Annotated in this window: 16 protein-coding genes; 11 read left to right on the top strand and 5 right to left on the bottom strand. The window is 72.0% G+C overall.

The features are described 5' to 3' along the window. Positions 1-58 precede the first annotated feature (58 nt). Both ACFY2L_RS20585 and ACFY2L_RS20580 read left to right on the top strand, forming a co-directional pair. Positions 59-844, top strand: a complete 786-nt coding sequence (locus ACFY2L_RS20585) for an alpha/beta fold hydrolase (protein WP_390659646.1) — start codon at positions 59-61, stop codon at positions 842-844. A gap of 42 nt (positions 845-886) precedes the next feature. Further along, the gene (locus ACFY2L_RS20580; RefSeq protein WP_390659647.1) at positions 887-1,243 is read left to right on the top strand and encodes a hypothetical protein; all 357 of its coding nucleotides are present in this window, start codon (positions 887-889) and stop codon (positions 1,241-1,243) included. A 121-nt stretch (positions 1,244-1,364) separates the two neighbouring features. Here the strand turns inward: ACFY2L_RS20580 and ACFY2L_RS20575 are convergent, their stop codons facing one another. Further along, positions 1,365-3,437 (bottom strand): PhoX family protein, encoded by a 2,073-nt coding sequence (locus tag ACFY2L_RS20575; RefSeq protein WP_390822980.1) that lies wholly within the window; start codon positions 3,435-3,437, stop codon positions 1,365-1,367. A 289-nt stretch (positions 3,438-3,726) separates the two neighbouring features. On the opposite strand from ACFY2L_RS20575, the gene ACFY2L_RS20570 reads away from it, so the two are divergent. Further along, positions 3,727-5,451 carry a VWA domain-containing protein gene (locus tag ACFY2L_RS20570; RefSeq protein WP_390822979.1) on the top strand — a complete coding sequence of 575 codons (1,725 nt, stop codon included), beginning with the start codon at positions 3,727-3,729 and terminating at the stop codon, positions 5,449-5,451. Between the two features lie 159 nt (positions 5,452-5,610). Continuing rightward, a complete protein-coding gene (gene metG, locus ACFY2L_RS20565) occupies positions 5,611-7,329 on the top strand; it encodes a methionine--tRNA ligase (protein ID WP_390659650.1) in 1,719 nt (572 codons plus the stop codon). 382 nt (positions 7,330-7,711) lie between these two features. On the opposite strand, the gene ACFY2L_RS20560 is transcribed toward metG, so the two are convergent. Beyond that, the gene (locus ACFY2L_RS20560; RefSeq protein WP_390822978.1) at positions 7,712-7,921 is read right to left on the bottom strand and encodes a DUF397 domain-containing protein; all 210 of its coding nucleotides are present in this window, start codon (positions 7,919-7,921) and stop codon (positions 7,712-7,714) included. After that, positions 7,918-8,793: a helix-turn-helix domain-containing protein gene (locus ACFY2L_RS20555; RefSeq protein ID WP_390822977.1), complete on the bottom strand. Its 876-nt coding sequence runs from the start codon at positions 8,791-8,793 to the stop codon at positions 7,918-7,920. The genes ACFY2L_RS20560 and ACFY2L_RS20555 overlap by 4 nt, the downstream gene beginning before the upstream one ends. Positions 8,794-8,947: 154 nt before the next feature. Here ACFY2L_RS20555 and ACFY2L_RS20550 point away from each other — a divergent pair, with 154 nt between their 5' ends. From ACFY2L_RS20550 to ACFY2L_RS20535, 4 genes are all read left to right on the top strand, one after another. Further along, complete coding sequence (locus ACFY2L_RS20550; protein ID WP_390659653.1) at positions 8,948-9,379, top strand: ATP-binding protein; 432 nt, start codon at positions 8,948-8,950, stop codon at positions 9,377-9,379. A 296-nt stretch (positions 9,380-9,675) separates the two neighbouring features. Beyond that, positions 9,676-10,590 carry a helix-turn-helix domain-containing protein gene (locus ACFY2L_RS20545; RefSeq protein ID WP_390822976.1) on the top strand — a complete coding sequence of 305 codons (915 nt, stop codon included), beginning with the start codon at positions 9,676-9,678 and terminating at the stop codon, positions 10,588-10,590. A 186-nt stretch (positions 10,591-10,776) separates the two neighbouring features. Then, positions 10,777-11,661: a hypothetical protein gene (locus ACFY2L_RS20540; protein WP_390659655.1), complete on the top strand. Its 885-nt coding sequence runs from the start codon at positions 10,777-10,779 to the stop codon at positions 11,659-11,661. A gap of 299 nt (positions 11,662-11,960) precedes the next feature. Beyond that, positions 11,961-12,437 carry a hypothetical protein gene (locus ACFY2L_RS20535; RefSeq protein ID WP_390659656.1) on the top strand — a complete coding sequence of 159 codons (477 nt, stop codon included), beginning with the start codon at positions 11,961-11,963 and terminating at the stop codon, positions 12,435-12,437. Positions 12,438-12,513: 76 nt separating this feature from the next. On the opposite strand, the gene ACFY2L_RS20530 is transcribed toward ACFY2L_RS20535, so the two are convergent. After that, on the bottom strand, positions 12,514-13,857 hold the full coding sequence (locus ACFY2L_RS20530; protein ID WP_390822975.1) for a polysaccharide lyase family 1 protein: 1,344 nt from the start codon (positions 13,855-13,857) through the stop codon (positions 12,514-12,516). Positions 13,858-14,049: 192 nt separating this feature from the next. Here ACFY2L_RS20530 and ACFY2L_RS20525 point away from each other — a divergent pair, with 192 nt between their 5' ends. The 3 genes from ACFY2L_RS20525 (at position 14,050) to ACFY2L_RS20515 (ending at position 20,929) form a co-directional block, all read left to right on the top strand. Then, positions 14,050-16,518, top strand: coding sequence for an FG-GAP repeat domain-containing protein (locus ACFY2L_RS20525; RefSeq protein WP_390822973.1), 2,469 nt, complete (start codon positions 14,050-14,052; stop codon positions 16,516-16,518). Positions 16,519-16,723: 205 nt separating this feature from the next. Continuing rightward, positions 16,724-19,777: an FG-GAP repeat domain-containing protein gene (locus ACFY2L_RS20520; protein ID WP_390822972.1), complete on the top strand. Its 3,054-nt coding sequence runs from the start codon at positions 16,724-16,726 to the stop codon at positions 19,775-19,777. A 78-nt stretch (positions 19,778-19,855) separates the two neighbouring features. Continuing rightward, positions 19,856-20,929 (top strand): AI-2E family transporter, encoded by a 1,074-nt coding sequence (locus tag ACFY2L_RS20515; protein ID WP_390659660.1) that lies wholly within the window; start codon positions 19,856-19,858, stop codon positions 20,927-20,929. Here ACFY2L_RS20515 and ACFY2L_RS20510 read toward each other — a convergent pair. Continuing rightward, positions 20,872-23,022, bottom strand: coding sequence for a SpoIIE family protein phosphatase (locus ACFY2L_RS20510; RefSeq protein WP_390659661.1), 2,151 nt, complete (start codon positions 23,020-23,022; stop codon positions 20,872-20,874). The two genes, ACFY2L_RS20515 and ACFY2L_RS20510, sit on opposite strands and share 58 nt — an antisense overlap. Between the last annotated feature and the right edge of the window lie 156 nt (positions 23,023-23,178).

Raw genomic sequence — 23,178 nt, 5'->3', positions numbered from 1 at the left:
GCACCGAGAGCAAAGATCTTATTGCACCGAGGATGTGAGCCGCCCTAGGGTCGCCGACATGACCCCCTTCCTCGCATACGAGGACAAAGGCGACGCGCATTCCCCCGCTCTCCCCCTTGTCCTCGTCCACGGACACCCCTTCGACCACACGATGTGGACCCCCCAGATCGAGGCGTTCGCCACCGGCCGCCGGGTGATCGCCCCCGACCTGCGCGGCTACGGCGCCTCCCCGGTGGTCCCCGGCATCACGCTCCTGTCCGACTTCGCGCAGGACGTCGAGGCCCTCCTGGACGAACTGAAGGTGGAGCACTTCGTGCTGGCCGGCCTCTCCATGGGCGGCCAGATCGCGATGGACTGCTACGGGCGGTTCCCCGGCCGCGTCCGGGGCCTGGTCCTCGCCGACACCTTCCCCGACCCGGAGACGGCCGGGGGCAGGCTGGCCCGCAACGAGACGGCCGACCGCCTCCTCGCCGAGGGCATGCGCGGCTACGCCGACGAGGTGCTGGAGAAGATGGTCGCCCCGTACGCCGACCCGGCCGTCAAGGCGCACGTCCACCGCATGATGACGTCGACGCCCCCGGAGGGAGCGGCGGCGGCCCTGCGCGGTCGCGCCGAACGCCCGGACTACCGCGGCCTGCTGAGCCGGGTCACGGTCCCGGCCCTGGTCGTGGTCGGCGCCGACGACGCGTACACCCCCGTCCCGGACGCGCGGGCGATGCACGCGGCGCTCCCCGACTCCGTCCTGCACGTCGTCGAGGGCGCGGCCCACATGCCGAACCTGGAGCGGCCGGCCGAGTTCAACGAGGTGCTGGGGGCCTTCCTGGCCAGGGTCGACGCGTCGTAATCCCATGGCCCGGGCCCCGCCCGCCCGGCTACCGTCCCGCTCATGAGCTCCCCGACCCGGAAGACCACGACCCTCTGGCGCCCCACCGGCCCCGAGGAGCTGGCGCTGGTGGAGGCCTCCGGCTGGACGGCCTGGCCGCCGCGCCTGCCCGAGCAGCCGATCTTCTATCCGGTGCTCGACGAGGACTACGCGGTGCGGATCGCGCGGGACTGGAACGTGCCCGCCTCCGGATCCGGCCACGTCACGCGGTTCGAGGTCGACACGGAGTTCCTGCGGCGGTATCCGGTGCGCCAGGCCGGGGGAGAGACCATCCTGGAGCTGTGGGTACCGGCGGAGGAACTCGACGAGTTCAACGCGCACATCGTCGGGCGCATCGAGGTCGTCCGGGAGTTCCGCTGACGCGCCCGGCCGGCGCCCGCGGCGGCGGCCGTTCGGCGCCCGGTGTGCGGGGGGTGCCGCTCGCCGCGGTGAGTGCGGCCCACGGGCGGTCCTGCCGCTCGGGCCGCGCCCCCGCCCCCGCCTAGTTCCCGATGTCGCAGCCGTCCGCGCGCCACACCGCCACCACCGCCGGGCGGACGATCTTGCCGGGCCCGTCGGGCCAGGTGCTGGCCGGCTTCTCCACGGACGCCCCGTCGATCTCCCCCGGATGCTGTACGGCGACCAGCACCCGCCGGTCCTGGATGACGGGCCCGCAGGTCTCGGCGCCGGTCGGCACGGTCAGGAACTGCTTCAGCTCACCGCGCCGCGCGCCGCGCGTGGCCACGCCGAAGAGGCCGTCGTGGGAGCCGAGCTGGTTGCCGTCGGTGGAGATCCACAGGTTGCCGTACGGGTCGAAGGCGACGTTGTCCGGGCAGGAGATGGGGCTGACCTCGTCCTTGGGGAAGCCGGCGAAGTAGGTGGCCGGGTCCTCCGGGTCGCCGGCCACGAGGAACAGCGACCAGGCGAAGGACGTGCTCTCCGGCCGGTTCCGGCGCTCGGTCAGCTCCAGGATGTGCCCGTGCTTGTTGGCGTTGCGCGGGTTGGCCTCGTCGGCCTTGGCGTTCGTGCCGACACCGCGGTTGCCGTTGTTGGTGAGGGCGACGTACACCTTGCCGGTGACCGGCGAGGGCTGGATGTCCTCGGGCCGGTCCATCTTCGTCGCGCCGACCTTGTCACCGGCGAGGCGGGTGAAGACGAAGACCTCCTCCGCGGTCATGCCCTCCACGTGCGAGACGGCGCCCCCGGCGGTGGCGGTGGCCAGCGGGATCCACTCGCCGCTGCCGTCGAACTCCCCGTCGGCCGGCAGCTTGCCGGTGCCGTCGATCTCGATCGCGGGGGAGTCGCCGGTGAGGCGGGCGACGTACAGGGTGCCCTCGTCGAGCAGCGAGAGGTTGTGCTCGCGCACGGCGCGGGACGACCCCTTCCGCATGCGCTTGCTGCCGACGAACTTGTAGAAGTAGTCGAACCGCTCGTCGTCACCGGAGTAGACGACGGGCCGCCCGTCGTCGGTCAGCCGGACGGTGGCGGCCTCGTGCTTGAAGCGTCCGAGGGCGGTGTGCTTGCGGGGCGTGGAGGACGGGTCGTACGGGTCGAACTCGACGACGTACCCGAAGCGGTGCACCTCGTTGGGCTCCTGTGCGACGTCGAACCGCTTGTCGAACCGCTCCCACTTGCGCTCGGTGGCCCCGGTCCCGATCCCGTACCGCTTGTCGGTGGGCCGGCTGCCGTGGGCGAAGTACTGGTTGAAGTTCTCCTCGCCGTGCAGGGTGGTGCCCCAGGGGGTGGTGCCGCCGGAACAGTTGTTGAGGGTGCCGAGGACCTTGGTGCCGGCCGGGTCGGCGGAGGTCCTGAGCAGGTCCGATCCGGCGGCGGGGCCCGTCAGCCGGAACTCGGTGGTGGCGGTGACCCGCCGGTTGAGGGGGTGGCGGGGTACGGCGGTGAGCGCCCCCGTCCTGCGGTCCTCCTCCACGACGACGGCGGCGAGCCCGTGCGCCGCCCAGGCGACCTCCACCTGCTGCCGGGTCGGAGCGGCGGGGTCGTAGCCCCGGAACATCAGCACCTCGTCCGTGTACTCGTGGTTGGCGACGAGCAGCTGGCGGCGGCGCTCGCCCGGGAGGGGGAGCAGGGCGAGGAAGTCGTTGTTGTAGCCGAACTGGCCGGCCTGGGCGGCGGCGGTCTGGTTCTCCGGGTCGAAGGCGGGGGCGCCGCGCAGGATGGGCTCGCCCCAGCGGATGACGACGTTCTGCCGGTAGCCGTCCGGGACGGTGACGGCGTCGGCGGTGTTCGGCGGGACGGGGGTGAAGCGCAGGCCGCGGGCCGCGGCTCCGGTGGGTGTGCCGTGGGACGGCCCGGTGGCCGTCGCGGCGGTCGTCGCGGCGGCCGGCAGCGCGCCGGCCGCTCCCGCGGTGGCCGCGACGGTCACCACGGCGGCGGCGCGCATCACCTTCCGGCGGCTGAGGGCCCCCGCGATGACATCACCGACGTAGGCGTTGTCGCTGGTGTTGGGCACCTCGTGGAAGCAGGCGTCACCACACCGGAAACGACAGGTCATGGCGGATCGCCCGCCGGGGTGGGACTGGGACGGCGTTCCGATCAGCGGCAGCAGCTTGCGCACCTTTACTCTCCCCTTGCGTGCCCTTGGTGTGAGCGTGACGGTAGGGGCACGTATGTGCGCAGGCGCGGCGACGGGGTGAACGCGGAGTGAATCCCCGGCAGCACAAGGGTGTTGGGGCGGGCGGCGGATTCGGCACGGGCGCGGCCGCCGGATGGCCCGGAGGCGGTGTTGACACACCCCGCTTCCCCTCACTCACCCCTGCCCAAGATCGCCACGGGGGGCCGCTAACCTTACGTGTCCGTCCTGGCCAGGGATTGACGGGCTTCAACTCACGCGAAGGGTTGCGCGCATGGGCATTCTCACTCGCCTTCGGAACGCATTCGGCCGCTCACGCAAGGAGCGCACCGCCGAGGCGGAGGGTGCGGAACTGGTTCCTTCGCAGGAACCGGCTGCTTCGCGGGAGGAGCCGCGGGATCACGCACCGGAGTCTTCCGACCCCGCCCCGGGCACCGAGGGCGCCCCGGCGCCCACCGCCCAGATCCCCGAGCCCCGCCCGGCGACCGACGAGGAGCACGAACTCGTCTCGGCCGCCTTCGACAACGTCACCGTCCCCAAGCCGACCCGCTCGGCGGACGCGCACACCGAGGACACGGGCGAGCCGGAGGAGGCCACTCCGTCGGAGGAGCAGGCTCCGGCGGCGGAGCCCACTCCGGTGGCCGAGCAGGCTGCCCTGGCCGAGCCGACGCCGGACAACGAGCCCGAGCCGGCTGCCGCCGAGGAGCCGGAGGCCCCGGCAGAGGCCGCCGCCGACGCGGACGCCGAACCGGCGGCCGAGCCCGCGGCGGAAGCCTCCGCCGAGCCGGAGCCGGAGCCGGCCGCCGCCGCCGCTGAGGCAGAACCGGAGACGGAGCCCGAGGCCGCCACCGACGCCCCCGCCGAACCGGCGGCCGAGCCCACCGGCAAGACCCCCGCCGAAGCGGACGCGGAGGCTCCCGCGGAAGCCGAGGCCGAGGCCGAGCCTGAGGGCGAGACCCCGGCGGACGCCGAGGCCGAGGCCGAGGCCGAGGCTGAGGCCGAGGCCGCTCCGGCCGCTGCCGAGGCGGAGCCCGAGGCCGCCGACGCCCCCGCCGCCGCCGCTGACGCCGAAGCCGAGACCCCCGCCGCCGCGGACGTCGAAGCCGAGGCTGAGACGCCCACCGACGCGCCGGAGGCGGAGCCGGTGGCCGAGACCCCGGCGGACGCCGAGGCCGAGCCCGAGGCCGCCGCCGACACCCCCGCCGAACCGGCGGCCGAGCCCGCCGCCGAAGCGGACGCCGAGCCCGAGGCCGAGCCGGCCGCTGCCGTAGCCGAGGTCTCCGGAGCCGCTCCGGAGCCGGTGCTCGCGGCTGCCGCCGAGGGGGAGCCGGGCGGGGACGCGGCGACGCCGCTCGCCCGCGTTCAGGACAGTGCCCCTCACCTCGTCGCCGCCTACCGCACCGCCGGTGACGGTCTCGAGAAGCTCGGTCTGACCGGTGCCCGGGCCTCCGTGTACCTGGTGCTCGACCGCTCCGCGTCGATGCGGCCGTACTACAAGGACGGTTCCGCCCAGTCCCTCGCCGACCAGACCCTCGCCCTCGCGGCCCACCTGGACCCCGAGGCCAAGGTCCACGTCGTCTTCTTCTCGACGGAGCTCGACGGCACCGCCGACCTCACCCTCACCGACCCCGAGGACAGGATCGACGAGCTGCACGCCGGCCTCGGCCGCATGGGCCGTACCAGCTACCACGCCGCCGTCGAGGCGGTCGTGGGCCACCACGGCGAGCACGGGCAGGGCCGCCCCGCCCTCGTCGTCTTCCAGACCGACGGCGCCCCCGACGCCAAGACCCCCGCCACCCAGTCCCTCACCGACGCGGAGAAGAACCACCCCACCGTGTTCTTCTCCTTCGTCGCCTTCGGTGAGCACGACAACAAGGCCTTCGACTACCTCCGCAAGCTGAAGACCGGCAACACGGCCTTCTTCCACGCGGGCCCCACCCCCCGCGAACTCACCGACCAGGAGCTCTACGAGGGCGTGCTGGCCGACTGGCGCCCGTGACACCCCCCGGTGCCGGCGGCACCCGCGGCACCCGCGACCCGGCGTGATCAGGCCGCCCGCTTCCCACCCCTCAAAACGGGAGGCGGGCGGCCCACCCATGTCGGCTACGATTTCAAGACTCCAAGCCTCACAAAACGACCGACCTGGGAGCAGCCCCCGATGGCTCGACACCTCATCACCAGCGCCCTTCCGTACATCAACGGAATCAAGCACCTGGGCAACATGGTGGGGTCCATGCTCCCGGCGGACGTGTACTCCCGGTACCTCCGCCAGCGCGGCCACGACGTCCTCTACATCTGCGCGACGGACGAGCACGGCACGCCCGCCGAGCTGGCCGCCAAGGAGCAGGGTCTCCCCGTCGGCGAGTTCTGCGCGCAGGCGCACGACGCGCAGAAGGCGGTCTACGACGGCTTCGCGCTGGCCTTCGACTACTTCGGCCGGAGTTCGTCGCCGCAGAACGTCGAGATCACCCAGCACTTCGCCCGCCGTCTGAACGAGAACGGCTTCATCGAAGAGCGGGCGATCCGCCAGGTGTACTCCCCGGCCGACGGCCGCTTCCTCCCGGACCGCTATGTCGAGGGCACCTGCCCCCACTGCGGCTACGACAAGGCCCGCGGCGACCAGTGCGAGAACTGCACCCGGGTGCTCGACCCCACCGACCTGATCAACCCGCGGTCGGCGATCTCCGGCTCCACCGACCTCGAGGTCCGCGAGACCAAGCACCTCTTCCTCCTCCAGTCCAAGCTGCAGCACGAGGTCGAGGAGTGGGTCTCCCGCCACGAGGACGACTGGCCGCAGCTGGCCTCCTCCATCGCCCGCAAGTGGCTGAACGAGGGCCTGCACGACCGCGCCATCACCCGTGACCTGGACTGGGGCGTCCCGGTCCCGGCCGACACCTGGCCGGAGCTGGCCGCCGAGGGCAAGGTCTTCTACGTCTGGTTCGACGCCCCGATCGAGTACATCGGCGCGACGAAGGAGTGGTCGGACAAGGACCCGGAGAACCGGGACTGGAAGTCCTGGTGGTACGAGGCCGACGACACGGTCCGCTACACCGAGTTCATGGCCAAGGACAACGTCCCCTTCCACACCGTGATGTTCCCGGCCACCGAGCTGGGCGTGCGCGAGCCGTGGAAGAAGGTCGACTACGTCAAGGCCTTCAACTGGCTGACGTACTACGGCGGGAAGTTCTCGACCTCGCAGAAGCGCGGCGTCTTCACCGACCAGGCGCTCGACATCCTCCCGGCCGACTACTGGCGCTACTTCCTCATCGCCAACGCCCCCGAGTCGGACGACTCGTCCTTCACCTGGGAGCACTTCACGGCGACGGTCAACAAGGACCTCGCCGACACCCTGGGCAACTTCGTCAACCGCGTCCTGTCCTTCTCCAGGAAGCGCTTCGGCGAGGAGGTGCCGGCGGGCAGCGCCGCCGGTGCGGCGGAGGCGAAGCTCGGGGAGCAGATCGCCGAGCTGCTGGCCGAGTACGAGGGCCACATGGAGAGCCTCCAGTTCCGCAAGGCGGCCGCCGCCCTGCGCGCCCTGTGGTCCGCGGGCAACTCCTACCTGGAGGAGAAGGCCCCCTGGCTGGAGATCAAGACCGACAAGGATGGCGCGGCCCTCACGCTCCGGACGGCGATGAACCTGATCCACCTCTACGCGGTGGTGTCGGAGCCCTTCATCCCGACGACGGCGAGGACCATGCGGGAGGCGTTCGCCCTCACGGACGACACGGCGACCTGGGTCACGGCCGACGAGGCCCGCGCCCTCGCCTCCGTCCCCGCCGGCACCCCCTTCACGGTCCCGCCGGTCCTGTTCGCCAAGCTCACGGACGACGACCTGGCGGCGTACAAGGAGCGCTTCGGCGGCGAGCCGGCCGCCTGAATCCGGACGCCGGGCGGGGGGGGCGGGGGGGGGGGGGGGGCCCCCCCCCCCCCCCCCCCCCCCCCCCCCCCGCCCCTCCCTGATCTTGCCGTCATCGTGAAGGCCAGGGAGAGCCCCGTGATCGCCGGTAGGAGCGGTGACGAGGGACCGCGGCTCCCCAGTCGACACAGCAGCACCTCCCGCACACGGCCCGGCACCTGTTCGGACCACACGGGTCGTCGGCAGGTCCAGGCCGACCGGCGGCAGTTTCTGGTCGACGAGCAGCCCGAGCACATCGGACGGACCGCACTTTCAACGCTCACTCCACGCCTGGACTTCGAGCCGTACGCCAACGCACCCCGCCCCGGTGACAACCAGGTGCGGGGCGCGTGCCGTTGCTGAGTCAGCGTTCCGAGGCGTACGCCACGAAGTCCGCCCACGCACCGGGCGCGAGCGCCAGCCGGGGGCCCTCGACGTTCTTGGAGTCGCGGACGTGCACGGTGCCGGGGGTGAGAGCAAGCTCGACGCAGGAGTTGCCGTCGTTTCCGCCGCTGTAGCTGCTCTTGAACCACGCCAGCTCGGAGGCGTCCCCGGCAGTGGTCTTGCGGATCATGTCTCTCCCAGCAGTTGCTCGACGAAGGCCAGCGACTCCCGTGGTGAGAGCGCCTGAGCCCGGATGGTGCCATACCGCAGCTCAAGGATGCGCAAGTGTTTGAGTTCGTGGATCGGCCGACCATTGAAAGCGCCGTCGGAGCGGCCCACCGCCGTACCGTCCGGGAACTTCAGCAGCTCGATCCGACCGTCCAGGCCGGAGTGGGTGTCGCAGTCCATCGGCATCACCTGAAGAACAACGTTGTGCAACCGCCCCACCTCCAGCAGACGTTCAAGCTGCTGACGCCACACCATTCTGCCTCCGATGGGACGCCGCAGGACCCCCTCTTCCAGGACGAAGCTGAGCGCGGGAGCGGGCGAGCGCTCGAAGACCGACTGCCGGGCCAGACGAGCGGCCACCATGCGCTCCACATCATCCGGCGAATACGGCGGCTGCGCTGCCCCGATCACTGATCGTGCATGCTCCGGCGTCTGCAACAGCCCAGGGATGATGTGGCACTCGTATAGAGCGATCTCGACCGCCTTGCCTTCCAGCTTCCCCAGCTCCCGAACCTTCTTCGGGTACCGGACCTTCTTCACGTCCTCCCAGGCCGCCGCGATGAGCCCACCCGCGCCCAGCACCTCGTCGGCCTTGTCCAGGTACTCCTGCCGGGGGATCCTCTTCCCGCCCTCGACCTTGTAGACGAGGTCCTCCCCGTACCCGACCGCCACCGCGAAGTCGGCTGCCCGCATCCCCACCGACTCCCGCCGCAGCCTCAACTGCCGCCCCACCGTGGCGAGTACGGCCACCCCCCACTCGTCGTCCGGGTCCACCTCCCACCCCGGCTCGTCCGCCTCGGTCCGGAGCCGTACCGCCTCGCCGTCCACCGACATACCGCACCCCTCTGTCGTACCGCCGTGCCGTAACGCCCTTACCCGTAGGCCCGTTTCCGACGGTCCGGACAGCGGCCGACAACCTCCGGACAGTCACCCTACGTATCAGCGCCGTCACTGTTCACGGTAAGCACGGACGGCCACGCTCGGTCACGTGAACAGCGAAAAGTCCACCCAACTACTGCCGCCCGCCGACCACTTCGGCGTGCTCCTGTCACCCACGCCCCGCGGCGCCCGCCTCGCCCGGCTCCTCGCCACGGACTGGATGCGCGACCGGGACCTGCCCCACCGCGTCGCCGAGGCCGCCGAACACCTCGTCGCCGAACTCGCCGCGAACGCGGCCACCCACGGCCGGCTCCCCGGACGCGACTTCCGCCTCGCCCTCCTGACCCGCGACGCGACCCTCCGCATCGAAGTCACGGACACCCGGGGTGACGACCTCCCGCGCCGCTGCCCGCCCACCCCCGACGCCGAATCCGGACGCGGCCTGCTCCTCGTCGACGCCCTCGCCGACCGCTGGGGCGTGAAGCTGGGACCGGTCCCCCGCAAGACCGTATGGGCGGAACTCGATCTACCGCCATCCTGACCAGCGGAAACGGCACAGGCACCGGAACCCGGCCGTGTGGGTTCCGGTGCCGTCGGCCGTCTTTTCCAAGGACCACGGGAGAGAAAGAAAACCCACCAAGCCCCACCCCTCCCGCCCACGGAGCAGGCTCACTCTCGCGAGTGAACATCACCAACTGAATTGGATTTACGACCGGTTGTCTGCCCTACGCTCAGCGCAGCACGACACGGCACAACAACCCCAGACATGCGACGGCCCTCGCCGGGACGGCAATCCCAATGCGAGGGCCTGACCACCAAGGAAGTCGACCCTTCCCGATGGACACCCAAAACACTAGCGTGCGCCCGCACGCCCAGTCCCGTAACAGCGGGAAAAACCACCCCTACCGGCAGGCCCACGCCAAGGGGCACCCCGGCGGCGTCACCCACGACAACACCCGTCACACCACCCGCTTCACGGTGATCGGCAACCACCTCGCCCAGCACCCGGACCTGTCGCTGCTGGCGATCGGACTGGCCTGTCACATCCAGTCCCTCCCGACCGGCGCCCCCATCGGCATCAAGACCCTCGCCGCCCGCTTCCCCGAGGGCCCGACCCGGATCGCCGCCGCCCTGCGCGAGCTGGAAACCCACGGCTACCTGCGCCGCACCCGCGAACGCACCCCGACCGGCCGGATCGTCACCCGCACGGTCTCCTGCAACCAGCCCGGCCGCCACCACGACCACGACCGCGGCGCGTCCGAAGCGGAACCGCCCAAGCCCCCGGCCCGCCGCGCGGCCACCGCCCCGCAGCGGAAACCCCCGCGCCGCGCGGCCCTCCCCGCCGTACCGAAACCCTCGTACACCTCCCCAGGCCTCCTCCGCACCGCCACCGACGTCCTCGCCGGCCTGCGCCGCAAGGACCCCCGCCTCCTCCTCTCCGCCACCGACGCCGAACACCTCGCCCCCGGCGTCGTCGCCTGGCTGGAACGGGACCTCACCCCCACCGCCGTACGCCACGCCCTCACCAACGACCTGCCTCCGGAGCCCCTGCGCCGCCCGGCCGCCCTCCTGGCCCACCGCCTCACGGCCCAGCTCCCGCCCCTGCCGCCGTTCCGCGCCCCCGAACCACCCCCGCCCGTCCGGCACCCCCTCCGCAACTGCGAGACCTGCGACCACGGCTACCGAGGCGCCGACCCACACCACTGCCGCGACTGCCTCGAACGCCGGGAACCGGTGCCCACGACCACCTGACGAGTCGCCCAGCATCCGGCGCCCGCCGGGAATCAGTCCGCCAGCCGCCCTCACCCTTCCAGGTGAACACCATCGGCTGCGCTCCCCTCAGGCGAAACAGCACTCATACGCTCACCACAGAAATGCGCTGGCATGTGCCGGAGGCAATACCTTCCGTCCCCTGTCACCTCACCCCCAGGAATCCGTATGGTCAGCTCGCCGCACGAGGCGATGCACCGCATCTTCCAGCAATATCCGGGCCTCTTCTCCGGGGTGTCCGAGGTACTCGGCATCGGCTTACCCCAGCCCACCTCGGTCACCGTCCTGCCCAACGACCTCACCGAGACCAGCCCCGTCGAACGCCGCGTGGACACCCTCCTGCGGCTGGATACGGAGGACGACGAGCCGCTGCTCCTCGCGATCGAGGCCCAGGGCGGGAAGGATCCGGACAAGCCCGCCAGCTGGGCGTACTACGCCTCGTACCTGCTCACCAAGTACCGGCTGCAGCCGATACTCCTGGTCGTCTGCCAGGACCGCGCCACAGCGGAATGGGCCGCGCGTGAGGTCAGCTTCGGACCTCGCCAGTGGCCGCTGCTGACCCTGCGGCCACTGGTCGCGGGACCGCACAACATACCGGTGATCACGGACCCGGCAGAAGTCCGCAAAGACCTCGCCCTCGCCACGCTGTCCGCCATCACTCACGCCAGGCATCCCGACGCCGGGGTCATACTCAAATCAATGACGACCGCTCTACGGGACACACCGCAGAGCATCGCCAACCCCATCATCGAACTCATCGCACAAGGCCTGGGCAAGTACCCAGCCGCACGACTGTGGAGGAAACTGGTGGCCGTGGACCTCTCCTTTTACAAGTCACCCCTCTCCGAGGAAATCCGCGACGAGGGCCGAGCCGAGGGCGAAGCACGACGCGCCGCCGAGGACGTCATGGACGTCCTGGAAGTGCGCGGCATCAATGTCCCCGAAGCCGTCCGGGAACGCATCACCGGCTGTGGCGACCCCGAAATCCTGCGCCACTGGCACCGTCGGGCTGTCACGGCCCCGACGGCCGAAGACATCTTCGCGGACGAGTAGACCCGGGTGATGGCAGCGAGGCCGGCCGGTACGCGGACCGGCCTCCGGAGGGCCGGGCGTTGTCCGACAACATCGAACTCGGTGTGGTGCTGCGTGATCCGTACCTGGTGGAGCCGCTCGTGGACCATTTCCGCTGGTTGCTGACTCCTGAGAACGAGGTCATGAGGCTCGCGTGACCCGTCCCGAACCGGCGGCAGGCCGCATGGAGGGCCGCCGATCGGCCCGCGGAAAACGCCGGCGGCCGGGAATCGAGCATCCTGGGCCACCGTTGTTTCGCGCCGACCCTTATGGTTTCCGCCATGGCAGTCCCCGAGGTCATACCGATCGCCTACGCACCGAGGCAGCGCACCGAGTCCATCGGCCGGTACGCGCACGGTCAGTTCCTCGCGTCGGTCACCTACGCCTTCCCCGAGGGGTTCGCCCTCGACGACGGCTGGGAGGAGCACAAACGGCTCTACACCGTGCTGCACCTCTTCGACGCCGACGGCCACCACCGCGACTCGGAGATCTGGTGTGCCGGCACCTGGGCCGAACAGATGCGCGACCCGCACGGCGACGCCTCGGTCCTCACCCGGGCCCGCGTCCATCTGGCGACCCTGCTGCGCAGCCTCCCGCGCCGGTCCTACACGGACATCGCGATCCGGCCCTTCCAGCTCGTCGTCGAAGGCGTGCGGTTCGGTCTCGTGGTGCGCGAGGAGGACGGCGAGTCCTGGGCCGAGCTGTACCCGGACCGCCTCGGCTTCGGCGAGCCGTGGGACGGCACCTACGACACCTGAGGCGGGGACGCGAGGGCCGGGGGCTCGTGGTCACCCGGCCCTCGCGTGTCTGTGGGCGGCCCCGGAGGGCCTGCCGCTACTTGAGCACGCCGGCGCCGGTCGTCGTCGGCAGCGAGGTCGGCAGGTTCTTCGCCGAGGACTCCAGGCCCGCCGTCAGGGCCGGCGTCCAGTTGACCGTCGTCTTCAGGTCCTTGGAGGAGGCCGCGTTGTACGCGGCGACGAGGTCGGTCACCGTGCCGTTGACGAGGTTGCCGGAGCCCTTGACCGAGCCGGTGCCGTCGCCGCTGAGCAGCTTGGCGACCTTGCCGCCGGACGGGACCTTCCAGTAGTTGTTCTCGGCGACGACCTGGGCCTTGGCGCGGGAGTTGATGCTGTACTGCACCGCGTAGCCGTTGAGGGTCGTGACGTCGTAGTAGTTGTTGTAGATGTGGACCTGCCCGACGCGGGCCAGCGGGGCGCGCTGGACGATGCCCTTCCAGACGTTGTGGTGGAGGGAGACGCGCAGCTTGCCGGCGGGCTCGCTGTCGCTGCTGCCGATCAGCATCGTCTTGTCGTGGTTGGTGAACTGGTTGCGCGAGACGGTCACCAGGTCGGAGCTCTTGGTGATGTCGAGGGCGCCGTCGTGGATCTGGTACTCGCGGCCGAAGTACGTGGGGTTGGCGCTGTCCAGGTGGGGCGCGTCGGTGAAGGTGTTGTGGTCGGCCCAGACGTGGGTGGCGCCGCGCAGGGTGACCGAGTCGTAGTTGGAGTTCCAGTTGCCGTCGTCGCCGTCGGTCGGGTCCCACTGCGGGAAGCAGTCCTCGGTGGCGGAGAAGGCCAGGTTGCGGACGATGACGTTGTCCACGTTCTGGATCTGGAGCATGCCGCCGGTCAGGCCGGCGCCGGTGCCGGGCACGCCCACGATCGTGGTGTTGGCGGGCACCTTGAAGACGATGTTCTTCGCCTGCTTGGTCTGGGCGGCGGCGCGGGCCTTCTCCTGGGTGCCGGAGGGCAGCTTGGAGGTGCCGTACGTGGCGGGGTCGTAGGCCTTCAGGTACGCCGACAGCGAGTAGCCGGTGCCGGACGCGTAGTCGGCGCAGGTCAGCTTCTTGCCCGAGTCGTCGGTGTTGGCGTCGATCGTGCCCTTGATCTTGATGATCCGGGGGGTGGTGTCGGACGCCGAACCCAGCGCCTTCACGAGCTCGGCGCGGGTGGAGACGGTGAAGGTGTGCGCGGCGTCGGCCTTGGTGCCACCGGTCGTGCCCGTGCCGGAGGAGGCCCAGCCGTCCTTGGCGGCGAGCGTCTGGTGGTACAGGTCCACGGTCCCGGCGTTCGCGTTCATCACGACGACCCCGGCGCCGACGCCGGCCGCCACGACGGCGGCGGAGACGACGAGGGTGCGGCGGGCGCGGAGGGACCGGCGGTGGGAGGGAGCTGCCACGGGGGATCCTTACGGGGAGGAGCGGGCTTACGTCCTGTCAGTGGCCGCCGGGGCATGAAGAGTTGCCGCGAACCGAAAGTTTTTCTCCCGTCCCGTCCGCCACTCGTTCGAACGCCTTCACGATTCCCTCACGAGCCGCTTAAGGTGCCCATCGGGGGGCGAACGCCCCTACGGGGAGGGGAATCCACACACATGGGCCGATCAGCCCTGCCGTCGCGCCGTCGCGCCGCGGCCACCGCACTCGTCACCGTCTCACTCGTCCTCGCGGGCGCCGCGCTGCCGGCCGCTCCGGCCGCCGCGGCGACCGTGCTGCCGCCGTGGACGGGCCCGGCGACGCTCCACGGCTACAAGTCCCAGGTCCAGGACGTCGTCGTCACCAAGGACGGCACCGCCGTGGCCGTCTGGACCCAGAACAGCACCGGCAACCTCTACTCGGCCACGCGCCCCGCGAACAGCGACACCTGGACCAAGCAGGTCGCGGTCGCCGACGTCGTCGGCGAGGCACGACTCGCGGCACGGCCGGACGGATCGGTCGCCCTGCTGTGGACCACCACCGCGCACGTCGCCTCCGCCGCCCTGGGCGCCGGGCAGTCCGCCTGGTCGCAGCCCACGGTGATCGCCACGGACCCGAACACGGCTTTCGAGTCCCCCGACCTCGCCGTGGGGCCCGGCGGGACGCTCGCCGCCGTGTGGAGCCAGCGGGTGTGGCGGACCGGCAGGAGCGAGGCGTACGCCGCCACCCTCGTCGCGCAGGACAGCTGGTCCGCACCGGCGCAGGTCAGCAATGCCGCCACGTACGCGGGTGTCTCCGGTTACGGGACCGTCGGGCACCCGCGGATCGCGTACGACGGGCAGGGCGGGCTCGTCGTGTCGTACTGGATGTCCGTGAACACCCAGTACTACCGGGTCATGACCAACACCAGGCCGTTCGACACCTACGTCTGGCCGACCCCGCAGGAGATCACCGCCTCCCGGAAGCCGCCCGCGCTGGCCTCCGCCCCGGACGGCTCGGTGCATCTGGTGTGGCAGGACGCGAACGGCACCTTCCAGACCGTGCGCCGCGCCGACGCGGCCTCGGCATGGAGTGCGCCGCAGACGGCCGCCACCGCCGTCGGCGACCCCGCCGAGGTTCCGGAGCCGCTGGTGGGAGCCGACGGCGACGTCACCCTCGTCTGGACCGACCGGGCCACGGGCGCCGACGACGTGCGGACCACCACGTACGACAGTTCCGCCGCCGCGTGGTCGGCGCCGAAGACCCTGTCCGCCGGGGAGGCGCAGTACACCTCGGACACCTCCATCGCCCCGGACGGCTCGGTCCACGCCCTGTGGCCGGAGCTGGACGCCGGCGGACAGACCGAGTCCCTGTGGGAGGCGACCCTCGCCGACGGCGCGTGGACGTCCGCCCGCCGGGTGGGCGGCGGCAAGAGCGTGCGGGGCGAGATCGCCGCGAACGCCGCCGGTGCCGCCACCGCCGTCTGGGGGCCGGCGTCCACCATCTCGGCCGACACGGACGTGACCGCCGCCCGCACCGCCTGGCCCACGCTGAAGGTGACGGACCGGACCGTCCCGGCCGGCGTGTCCCTCAAGGGCACCACCTCCTCCAGCGCCGCCTGGAAGCCGGTCTGGACGACGAACTCCGCGGTCGCCTCCTGGACGCTCACCCTCACCGACACCGCCGGCAGGACCGTGCGCACCCTCACCGGCAGCGCCGACCCCGCGACCGGCTCCACCACCGTCGCCCCGGTCTGGAACGGCCGGACCAGCACCGGTGCCATGGCCGTCAACGGCCGGTTCACCTGGACACTGAAGGCCGTGCAGTGGGGCTCGGGCACCCCGTCGGCCCTGGGCACCGGCACCGTGACGGTGACCGGCGGCAGCCCGGCCTTCCGTGACTTCGGCGGTCACGAGGTCACCCCGGACGGCCTCGGCGACCTGCTCCAGCTCGACGCCTCGGGCCGGATCCAGTGGGTCCTGGGCGACGGCACCGGACAGCTCGAGACGGGCGCGGCCGCCACGGGCTGGTCGACGGGCATCAAGGCGGTGCCGTTCGGCGACCTGAACGGGGAGCGCTGCAACGACGTCCTCGTCCGCGTCGGCGACGCCCTGCGCGCGTACCGGCCGGCCTGCGGGACCGCGCCGAAGCCCTCGACGACGTACAAGACGATCTCCACGACCGGCTGGAAGCAGTACGACGTCCTCACCTACCCCGGTGACGTGACCAAGGACGGCCGCCCCGACCTGATCGCCCGCAACGCCTCCACCGGCGCGGTCTACCTCTACAAGGGCACGAGCACGGCCGGCCTGTCCGCGCGCGTGAAGCTGTACGACAACTGGAAGACGTACAAGAAGGTCGTGGGCGCCGGGGACCTCAACGGCGACGGCATCGGCGACCTGATCGCGCAGGACACGTCGAACAACCTGTACCGGTACTACGGCAAGGGCAACGGCACCTTCTCCGCGCGGACGAAGATCTTCTCCAACTGGGGCTCCTCGTACAACGTGGTGGTCGGCGTCGGCGACATCAACCGCGACGGGAAGAGCGACCTGCTCGCGCGCGACTCGGCGGGCAGCCTGTTCCGCCAGCTGGGCGACGGCAGGGGTTCGTACGGCAGCCGCACCAGGATCGGCGGCGGCTTCGACCGCTACAAGGGCCTGTTCTGACCGCCACGGTACGACCCCGGGAGCGGGGCGGGGCCGTGGTCCGCCACGGTTCCCGCCCCGGCCCTCCGCCTCGTGTGAAACCGCGGGAACCCGCCGGTAAAGCGCGGGAAAAGCCCTGCTAAAGTCCGCTCACTCGGGCGAGGGCAGGGGGCCCTCGTGGGGGAGGGACAAGCACGTGGGCAGGCACGCCCGGAGAACGGCCGGTGTGACCGCCGCCGTCTCCGCACTCGCGGTCGCCGCAGCGGCCGTCGTCACCGCCGTCGGCGGCGGCACCGCCGGAGCGACCGGTACGACCAGCGGCACCACCGAGATCACACTCACCGACCCGGCCTCCGCCGAACCGCGCACCGAACGGCCCCTGGTGGCCGGGCAGTCGGGCTATCTGCACCGGCAGAGCGGAGTCGACGGACTGCTGTGGACGGACTACGCCACCGGCGCCACGGTCACCGTGTCGACCGCCGACGGCGTCTACACGCCCGCCTTGCCCTGCGCCACCGTCACCAGCGTGTGCCGCAGCGCCTGGTACGGCTCCGACGGCGACCTGGTCGCCCTGCCCACCGCCCTGTCGTCGAAGTCCGTCACCCTGTGGAACCCGGCGACGCGCGAGACCTCCACGGTCACCTCGGACCACTACTACCGCGCCCTCGCCGGTGAGACGGTCGTCACCGGCCACACACTCATCGACTTCCCGGGCGGCGACCGGCGCGAGCGCACGATCACCGGGGACGGCGCGACCACCCTCGCGGACAACACGGTGGCCGCCGCCGACTCCCGGGGCGTGCTCGTCAAGGGCAGCGGCTCGCTCTCCTACGTCGACGTCGGCACGGCCGTGTCCACCCCCGCCTTCCAGGACGTCGTCCACGGCGCGTACCCCGTCCTGGGCGAGGACCGCTTCGGCTGGTACGACCCCGACAGCGGTGCCCTGCACCTGAAGTCCCGGAACGACCCGGCCGGCGAGGAGCAGACGTACGGCCTGCCGAACCCCGGCGAGCCGCACGGCGCCCCCGTGCTCGTCGGCGACCGCCTGTTGCTGCCCCTGGACGCCGCCTCCGTCTCCTGGACGAAGCTGGCGGCCGTGTCACTCACCGACGGCGCCTCGCAGATCCTGCTGGCGGCATCCGGCGCCTACGCCCTGCCCGCCCCCGGTGGCACCGCCCTCGTCTCCGGCGGCACCGGCGCGGACGACTGGTGGTTGCAGCGCGTCGGTCCGGGCGCCGAGGACGGTACGCCCGTCCTCACCAGGGCGGCCCGGATCCCGGCCGTGGAGAACGTCAAGACCGGCCTCGCCCTCAGCCGGGGAAGCCTGCGTGTGGTGGAGACCGGAGGCGCCACCTCCGTCCGCACCCTCGCCACGGACGCCGGCACGGCTCTGGCCTCCTCCGCCGCCACCGACAGCGCCAAGATCAGCGCCACCTGCCCGTACACCGGCGTCAGCTGCGCCCCCCTCTGGGGCAACACGGGCTACGAGCCGGACGACGTCTACCTCACCACGTACACCGGCGAGACCGATCAGAAGCTCGACCGGATCAAGGTCATCGGCTCCTCCGGGCCGATCGACTTCGACACCTCGGGCGGCAGGATCGTCGACGTCTCCGACGACTACGTCGTCTACCAGTCGGGCGGCGCCTCGCCCACGCAGTACGTGTGGGAGATCGGCCAGGGCCTCAGGCTGAAGCGCGGTGGCCGCGCCGCCGCCCTGAACGGCTCCACCCTCTTCAGCGCCGGCTCGACCGCCGGCCAGGTCACCTCGTACAGCCTGACCGACGCCAAGACCCTTGGCACGGTCACCCTGCCGGGCGCCGACTGCGTTCCGACCGAGCTCCAGGCGGCGGGCCGCTGGCTGTACTGGGCGTGCGGCACGGCCTCGGCGGGCGTGTACGACACCAAGGCGGGCACGTCGGCCGCGGTCACCCCGGGCGACGTCCTGCTGGGGGACGGGTTCACGGTGCGCCACGACCACGCCACGGACGAGCTGGTCCTCACCGAGGCGGCCGGCGGCACCACCCGCACGCTGGCCTCCGGCGTTCCCGGCACCGGCCCGGACACCGACCGCCGCCACCGCTGGACGGTGGACGAGTACACGGGCCTGGTCGCCTGGTTCGACGGTTACGAGCGCACGCACGTCGCCACGACCGGCGTCACCCCCTCGGCACCGGCCGCCTTCAGGACGGAGGCCGGCGAGTACGGCTCGCTCGGCTCCGCGAACTACTGGAGTGCCGTCTGGCTGCTGTCCCGCCCCGTCACCGCCTGGTCCCTGACCATCGCCTCGGTGCAGAGCGGCCCGACGGGCAAGGCCACCCGCACGATCACCGGCGGCGCCACCACGGCGTATGCCGAGGCCCACTGGAACGGCCTGACCTCGGACGGCGTCCGCTTCCCCAACGGCGCCTACAGATGGACCCTGAGGGCGACGGGCCTGGGCACCTCGGCGGCCGGCACGGTGGGCAGCGGCACCGGCTTCCTCACGAAGGGCTCCCCGGTCCGCCACGATCACGGCGGCGTGGACGGTCCCGACGGCCTCGGCGACCTGCTCACCCTGACCACCTCCGGCGCGCTCACCGTCCACCAGGGCACCGGCGGCGGGACGTTCTCGGGCAAGGTCACCGGCACGGGCTGGCCGAGGAGCATCACGGCCGTCCCCGTCGGCGACCTCAGCGGCGACCGCTGCAACGACGTCCTCGTCCGGCTGAGCAGCGGCGCCCTGCGCCTGTACAAGCCGGGCTGCAACGCGGCGGTCAAGCCGTCGACGGCGTACACCACGCTCGCCACCAGCGGCTGGAACCAGTACGACGTCCTCACCTCCCCCGGTGACGTCACCGGCGACGGCCGCCCGGACCTGATCGCCCGCGCCTCCTCCACCGGCACGCTGTACCTGTTCAAGGGCACCAGCACCGGCAAGCTGTCGTCCCGCGTGAAGCTGTACGACAACGTGAAGACGTACAAGAGGATCGTGGGCGCCGGGGACCTCGACGGCGACGGCAACGGTGACCTGATCGCGCAGGACAAGGCCAACAACCTCTACCGGTACCCCGGCACCGGGAAGGGCACCTTCTCGGCACGGGTGAAGCTGTTCGCCTCCTGGGGCTCCTCCTACGACGCCGTCGTGGGCGCCGGGGACCTCAACCGGGACGGGCGGGCCGATCTCGTGGCCCGGGACACCGCCGGGAAGCTGTACCGGCAGTACGGCGACGGCAAGGGCTCCTTCGGGTCCCGGACGCTGATCGGCTCGGGCTGGGGCGGGTACACCACGCTCTCGTGACGGCCGCCATATGACGGAGCGTCACCCGGCCGGCCGTCCGTGCAGGACAATCCGGCCGGGCCGTGGTCCGCTGGTCGTGTGCAGTTGCTCCCCGTGCCCGTGCGCCGGCTCGCCGCCTGGTGTGCGGTGATCCTGCTCGTCGCGGGCGTGGCGTACGTCGGGATCCGGCTGTGCGCGACGTTCCGTACGGCCGTCACGCCGGTGCTGCTCGCGCTGCTCGGGACCGCGCTGCTCAGGCCGCTGCACGGGAGGCTGGTGAAGGCGCGGGTGCCGAGTTCGACGGCGGCGGCGCTGACCTGCGTCGCCGTCGTCGCGGTCGTCGGAGGGGCGGTGTACATCGTCGTCGCCGCACTGATCGACACCGGGGACGAGATCGTCGCCTCGCTGAGGAGCGCGGCGCAGGGCGTCGCCGACCACTTCGGGGCGGCCGGGACCTCGCTGGACGACCTCGCCTCCAACGCCAGGGAGCTGCTGACGAAGTTCGGCGGGACGGCCGCCTCCAATGTGATCAGCGGGGTCAGCGTCGTCGGCGAGACCATCGCCATGGCCGTGCTGGCCCTGCTGCTCGTCTTCTTCTTCCTGCGGGACGCGCACCGGGCGGCCGAGTCCCTGCGCTCCGTCGCCCCGGGCGGGACCGGCGACACCCTGGAGGCGATGGGGCGGCGGGCCTTCGCGGCGATGGAGGGGTTCATGCGGGGGACCACCGTCATCGCCTTCATCGACGCGGTGTGCATCACCGTCGGGCTGCTCGTCCTCGACGTGCCGGGTGCCGTGGGGCTCGGGGCGCTCGTCTTCGTGGGCGCCTACATCCCCTACCTCGGCGCCTTCCTCTCGGGGGCCGTCGCCGTGCTCGTCGCCCTCGCCGACCGCGGGTTCGTCATCGCGCTGTGGGCGCTGGGGGTCGTCCTCGCCGTGCAGGTGCTGGAGGGGCATGTCCTCCAGCCGGCGATCCAGAGCCGGACCGTGCAGATGCACCCCGCCGCCGTGATGCTGGCCATCACCGCGGGAGCCTCCGTGGCCGGCATCCTCGGCATGCTCCTCGCCGTCCCGCTGACCGCGGCGGCCTTCGGCGTCCTGCACGAGCTGCGGGCGCGTTACGCCGGTCCCGAGCCGCCCGGACCGTCGGCGCCGCCCGGGCCGTCGGCCTCGTAGAGCTCGAACCAGATGGTCTTGCCCTCCCCGCGCGGGGCCACTCCCCAGGTGTTCGCGAGGAGTTCGATGAGGACCAGGCCGCGGCCGGAGGAGGCCAGTTCGCCGGGGCGGCGCTTGTGGGGCAGGTCGTCGCTGCTGTCGGTGACCTCGATGCGGATCCGGCGTTCGCCGGGTGCCCCGGTGACCTCGGCGACCAGCAGCGCGTCGGCGTCGGTGTGGACGAGGACGTTGGTGAGGGTCTCGGAGACGAGCAGGACCGCCGAGTCGACCTGGTCCTCGCTCGGCCAGTCGTGCAGCAGCTCGCGCAGCTGCTGCCGGCCCACGGCGATCCGCTCGGGTTCGGCCTGCGCGACCGTCAGCATGGTGCGCCGCACGGGGGTCCGTGCGGGTGCGGCGGCCGGTCCGCAGCCCTCCCCGCCGTGCCGGCACAGCAGCAGAAGGGCGATGTCGTCGCCGCGCCGGTCGGCGAGCGGGCCCCGGGTGTGGTGGGAGGAGGGGCCGTGCACCGCCTGGACCAGCGCGTCGGCCAGGCCCTCCAGATCTGCCTCGTCGCCTTCGAGGATCTCGCGGATCCGCCGCCAGCCGGTGTCGAGGTCGTGGCCGCCGGTCTCCACCAGGCCGTCGGTGCACAGCATCAGCGTCTCGCCGGGCTCCAGGGCGAGCCGGGTGGTGGGGTAGTCGGCGGCCGGGTCGATGCCCAGCGGCAGCCCGCCGGCCGTGGCGCGGACCATGACCGTGCCGTCGGCCATCCGGACGGCCGGGTCGAGATGCCCGGCCCGCGCGGCCTCCAGTACGCCGGTCGCCGGGTCGACCTCGATGTACAGGCAGGTCGCGAAGCGCAGGTCCGTGTCGTTCCCGGCCTGGTTGATGCCGTGCAGGAAGCCGGAGGCGCGGGAGAGCACGGCGTCGGGGCGGTGGCCCTCGGCGGCATAGGCGCGCAGCGCTATGCGGAGCTGGCCCATGAGCCCGGCGGCGCGGACGTCATGGCCCTGGACGTCCCCGATGACCAGCGCGAACCGGCCTCTGGGCAGCGGGATCATGTCGTACCAGTCGCCGCCGACCTGGAGGCCGCCGCCGGTCGGTATGTAGCGGGCGGCCAGGGTCAGGCCCGGTATCTCGGGGCCGAGCGTGGGCAGCATGGAGCGCTGGAGGCCGTCGGTCAGCTCGCGCTGGGTCTCGGCGGCGCCCGCTCGGGTGAGGGCCTGGGCGAGCATCCGGGCGACCGTGGTGAGCACGGACCGCTCGTCCGGGGTGAAGGCCACCGGGTGCGTGAAGGCGGCCATCCAGGCGCCCATCGTCCGCCCGGCCACCGTCAGCGGCAGGAACGCCCATGACTCCCGGCCGAAGTGGACGGCCAGCGGCCAGGTGAGGGGGTAGCGCTCCTTGTACTGCTGGGGCGAGGAGAGATAGACGGCCCGGCCGGTACGCACGACCTCGGCGGCGGGGTAGTCCGTCGCCACGGGCATATGGGTGAAGGGACCCTCGTCGCCGGGCTGCTGCCCGTGGTGGCCGATGATCGTCAGCCGGTCCCCGTCGACCCCGAAGACGGCGAGCCCGTCCGGTGAGAACCCGGGCATCGCCAGGCCCGCCGCGACCCGCAGCACTTCCTCCGTGGACCGCGCCTCCGCCAGCGCCCGGCCCGCGTCCAGCAGGAACGCCTCCCGCGAGCGCCGCCAGTCACCGGTGACGGCCGCGTTCCCGGCGGGGGTGCCCGGCCGCGGCTCGGTGACCTCCTGAAGGGTGCCGATCAGCTCGTACGCCTTGTTCTCGGGGTCGAACGAGGGCTTGGAGCGGCTGCGGACCACCCGGACGACCCGCCCCTGGTCGTCCATGATCCGGACGCGCACCTCGGCGAGGGTGCCCTCGGCGACGGCGAGCTGGACCACTCCGGTGATCTCGTTCCAGTCGACGGGGTGCAGCCGGGCCCGGGTCTGGGCCTCGGTGAGGACGGTCTGCTCGGCGGGCAGGCCGAGCAGCCGGGCAGCCTCGGCGTCGACCGTGACCAGCCCGGTGGCAGTACTCCAGTGCCACAGGCCGGTCGCGAGGGAGGCGAGGACCTCCCCCACGGCGGGCAGTGACTCGCCAGCGCGCATTGCCCCACTTTAGGAAGACGGAATCGAAAATTGCCACTGATCGCCTTCCCCGCCCTCCCCGGGGAATGGAGGGGAGGCGACATCGGGGCGCCCGGTACCCTGGGTCGTGTTTCACGTGAAACACAACCCCTATCCGCGAAGGCTGGATGAACGACG

Origin of the sequence: Streptomyces sp. NPDC001381, from assembly GCF_042895685.1 — a bacterium.
Classification (GTDB): domain Bacteria; phylum Actinomycetota; class Actinomycetes; order Streptomycetales; family Streptomycetaceae; genus Streptomyces.
This window is presented reverse-complemented; position numbering and strand designations above follow the sequence as displayed.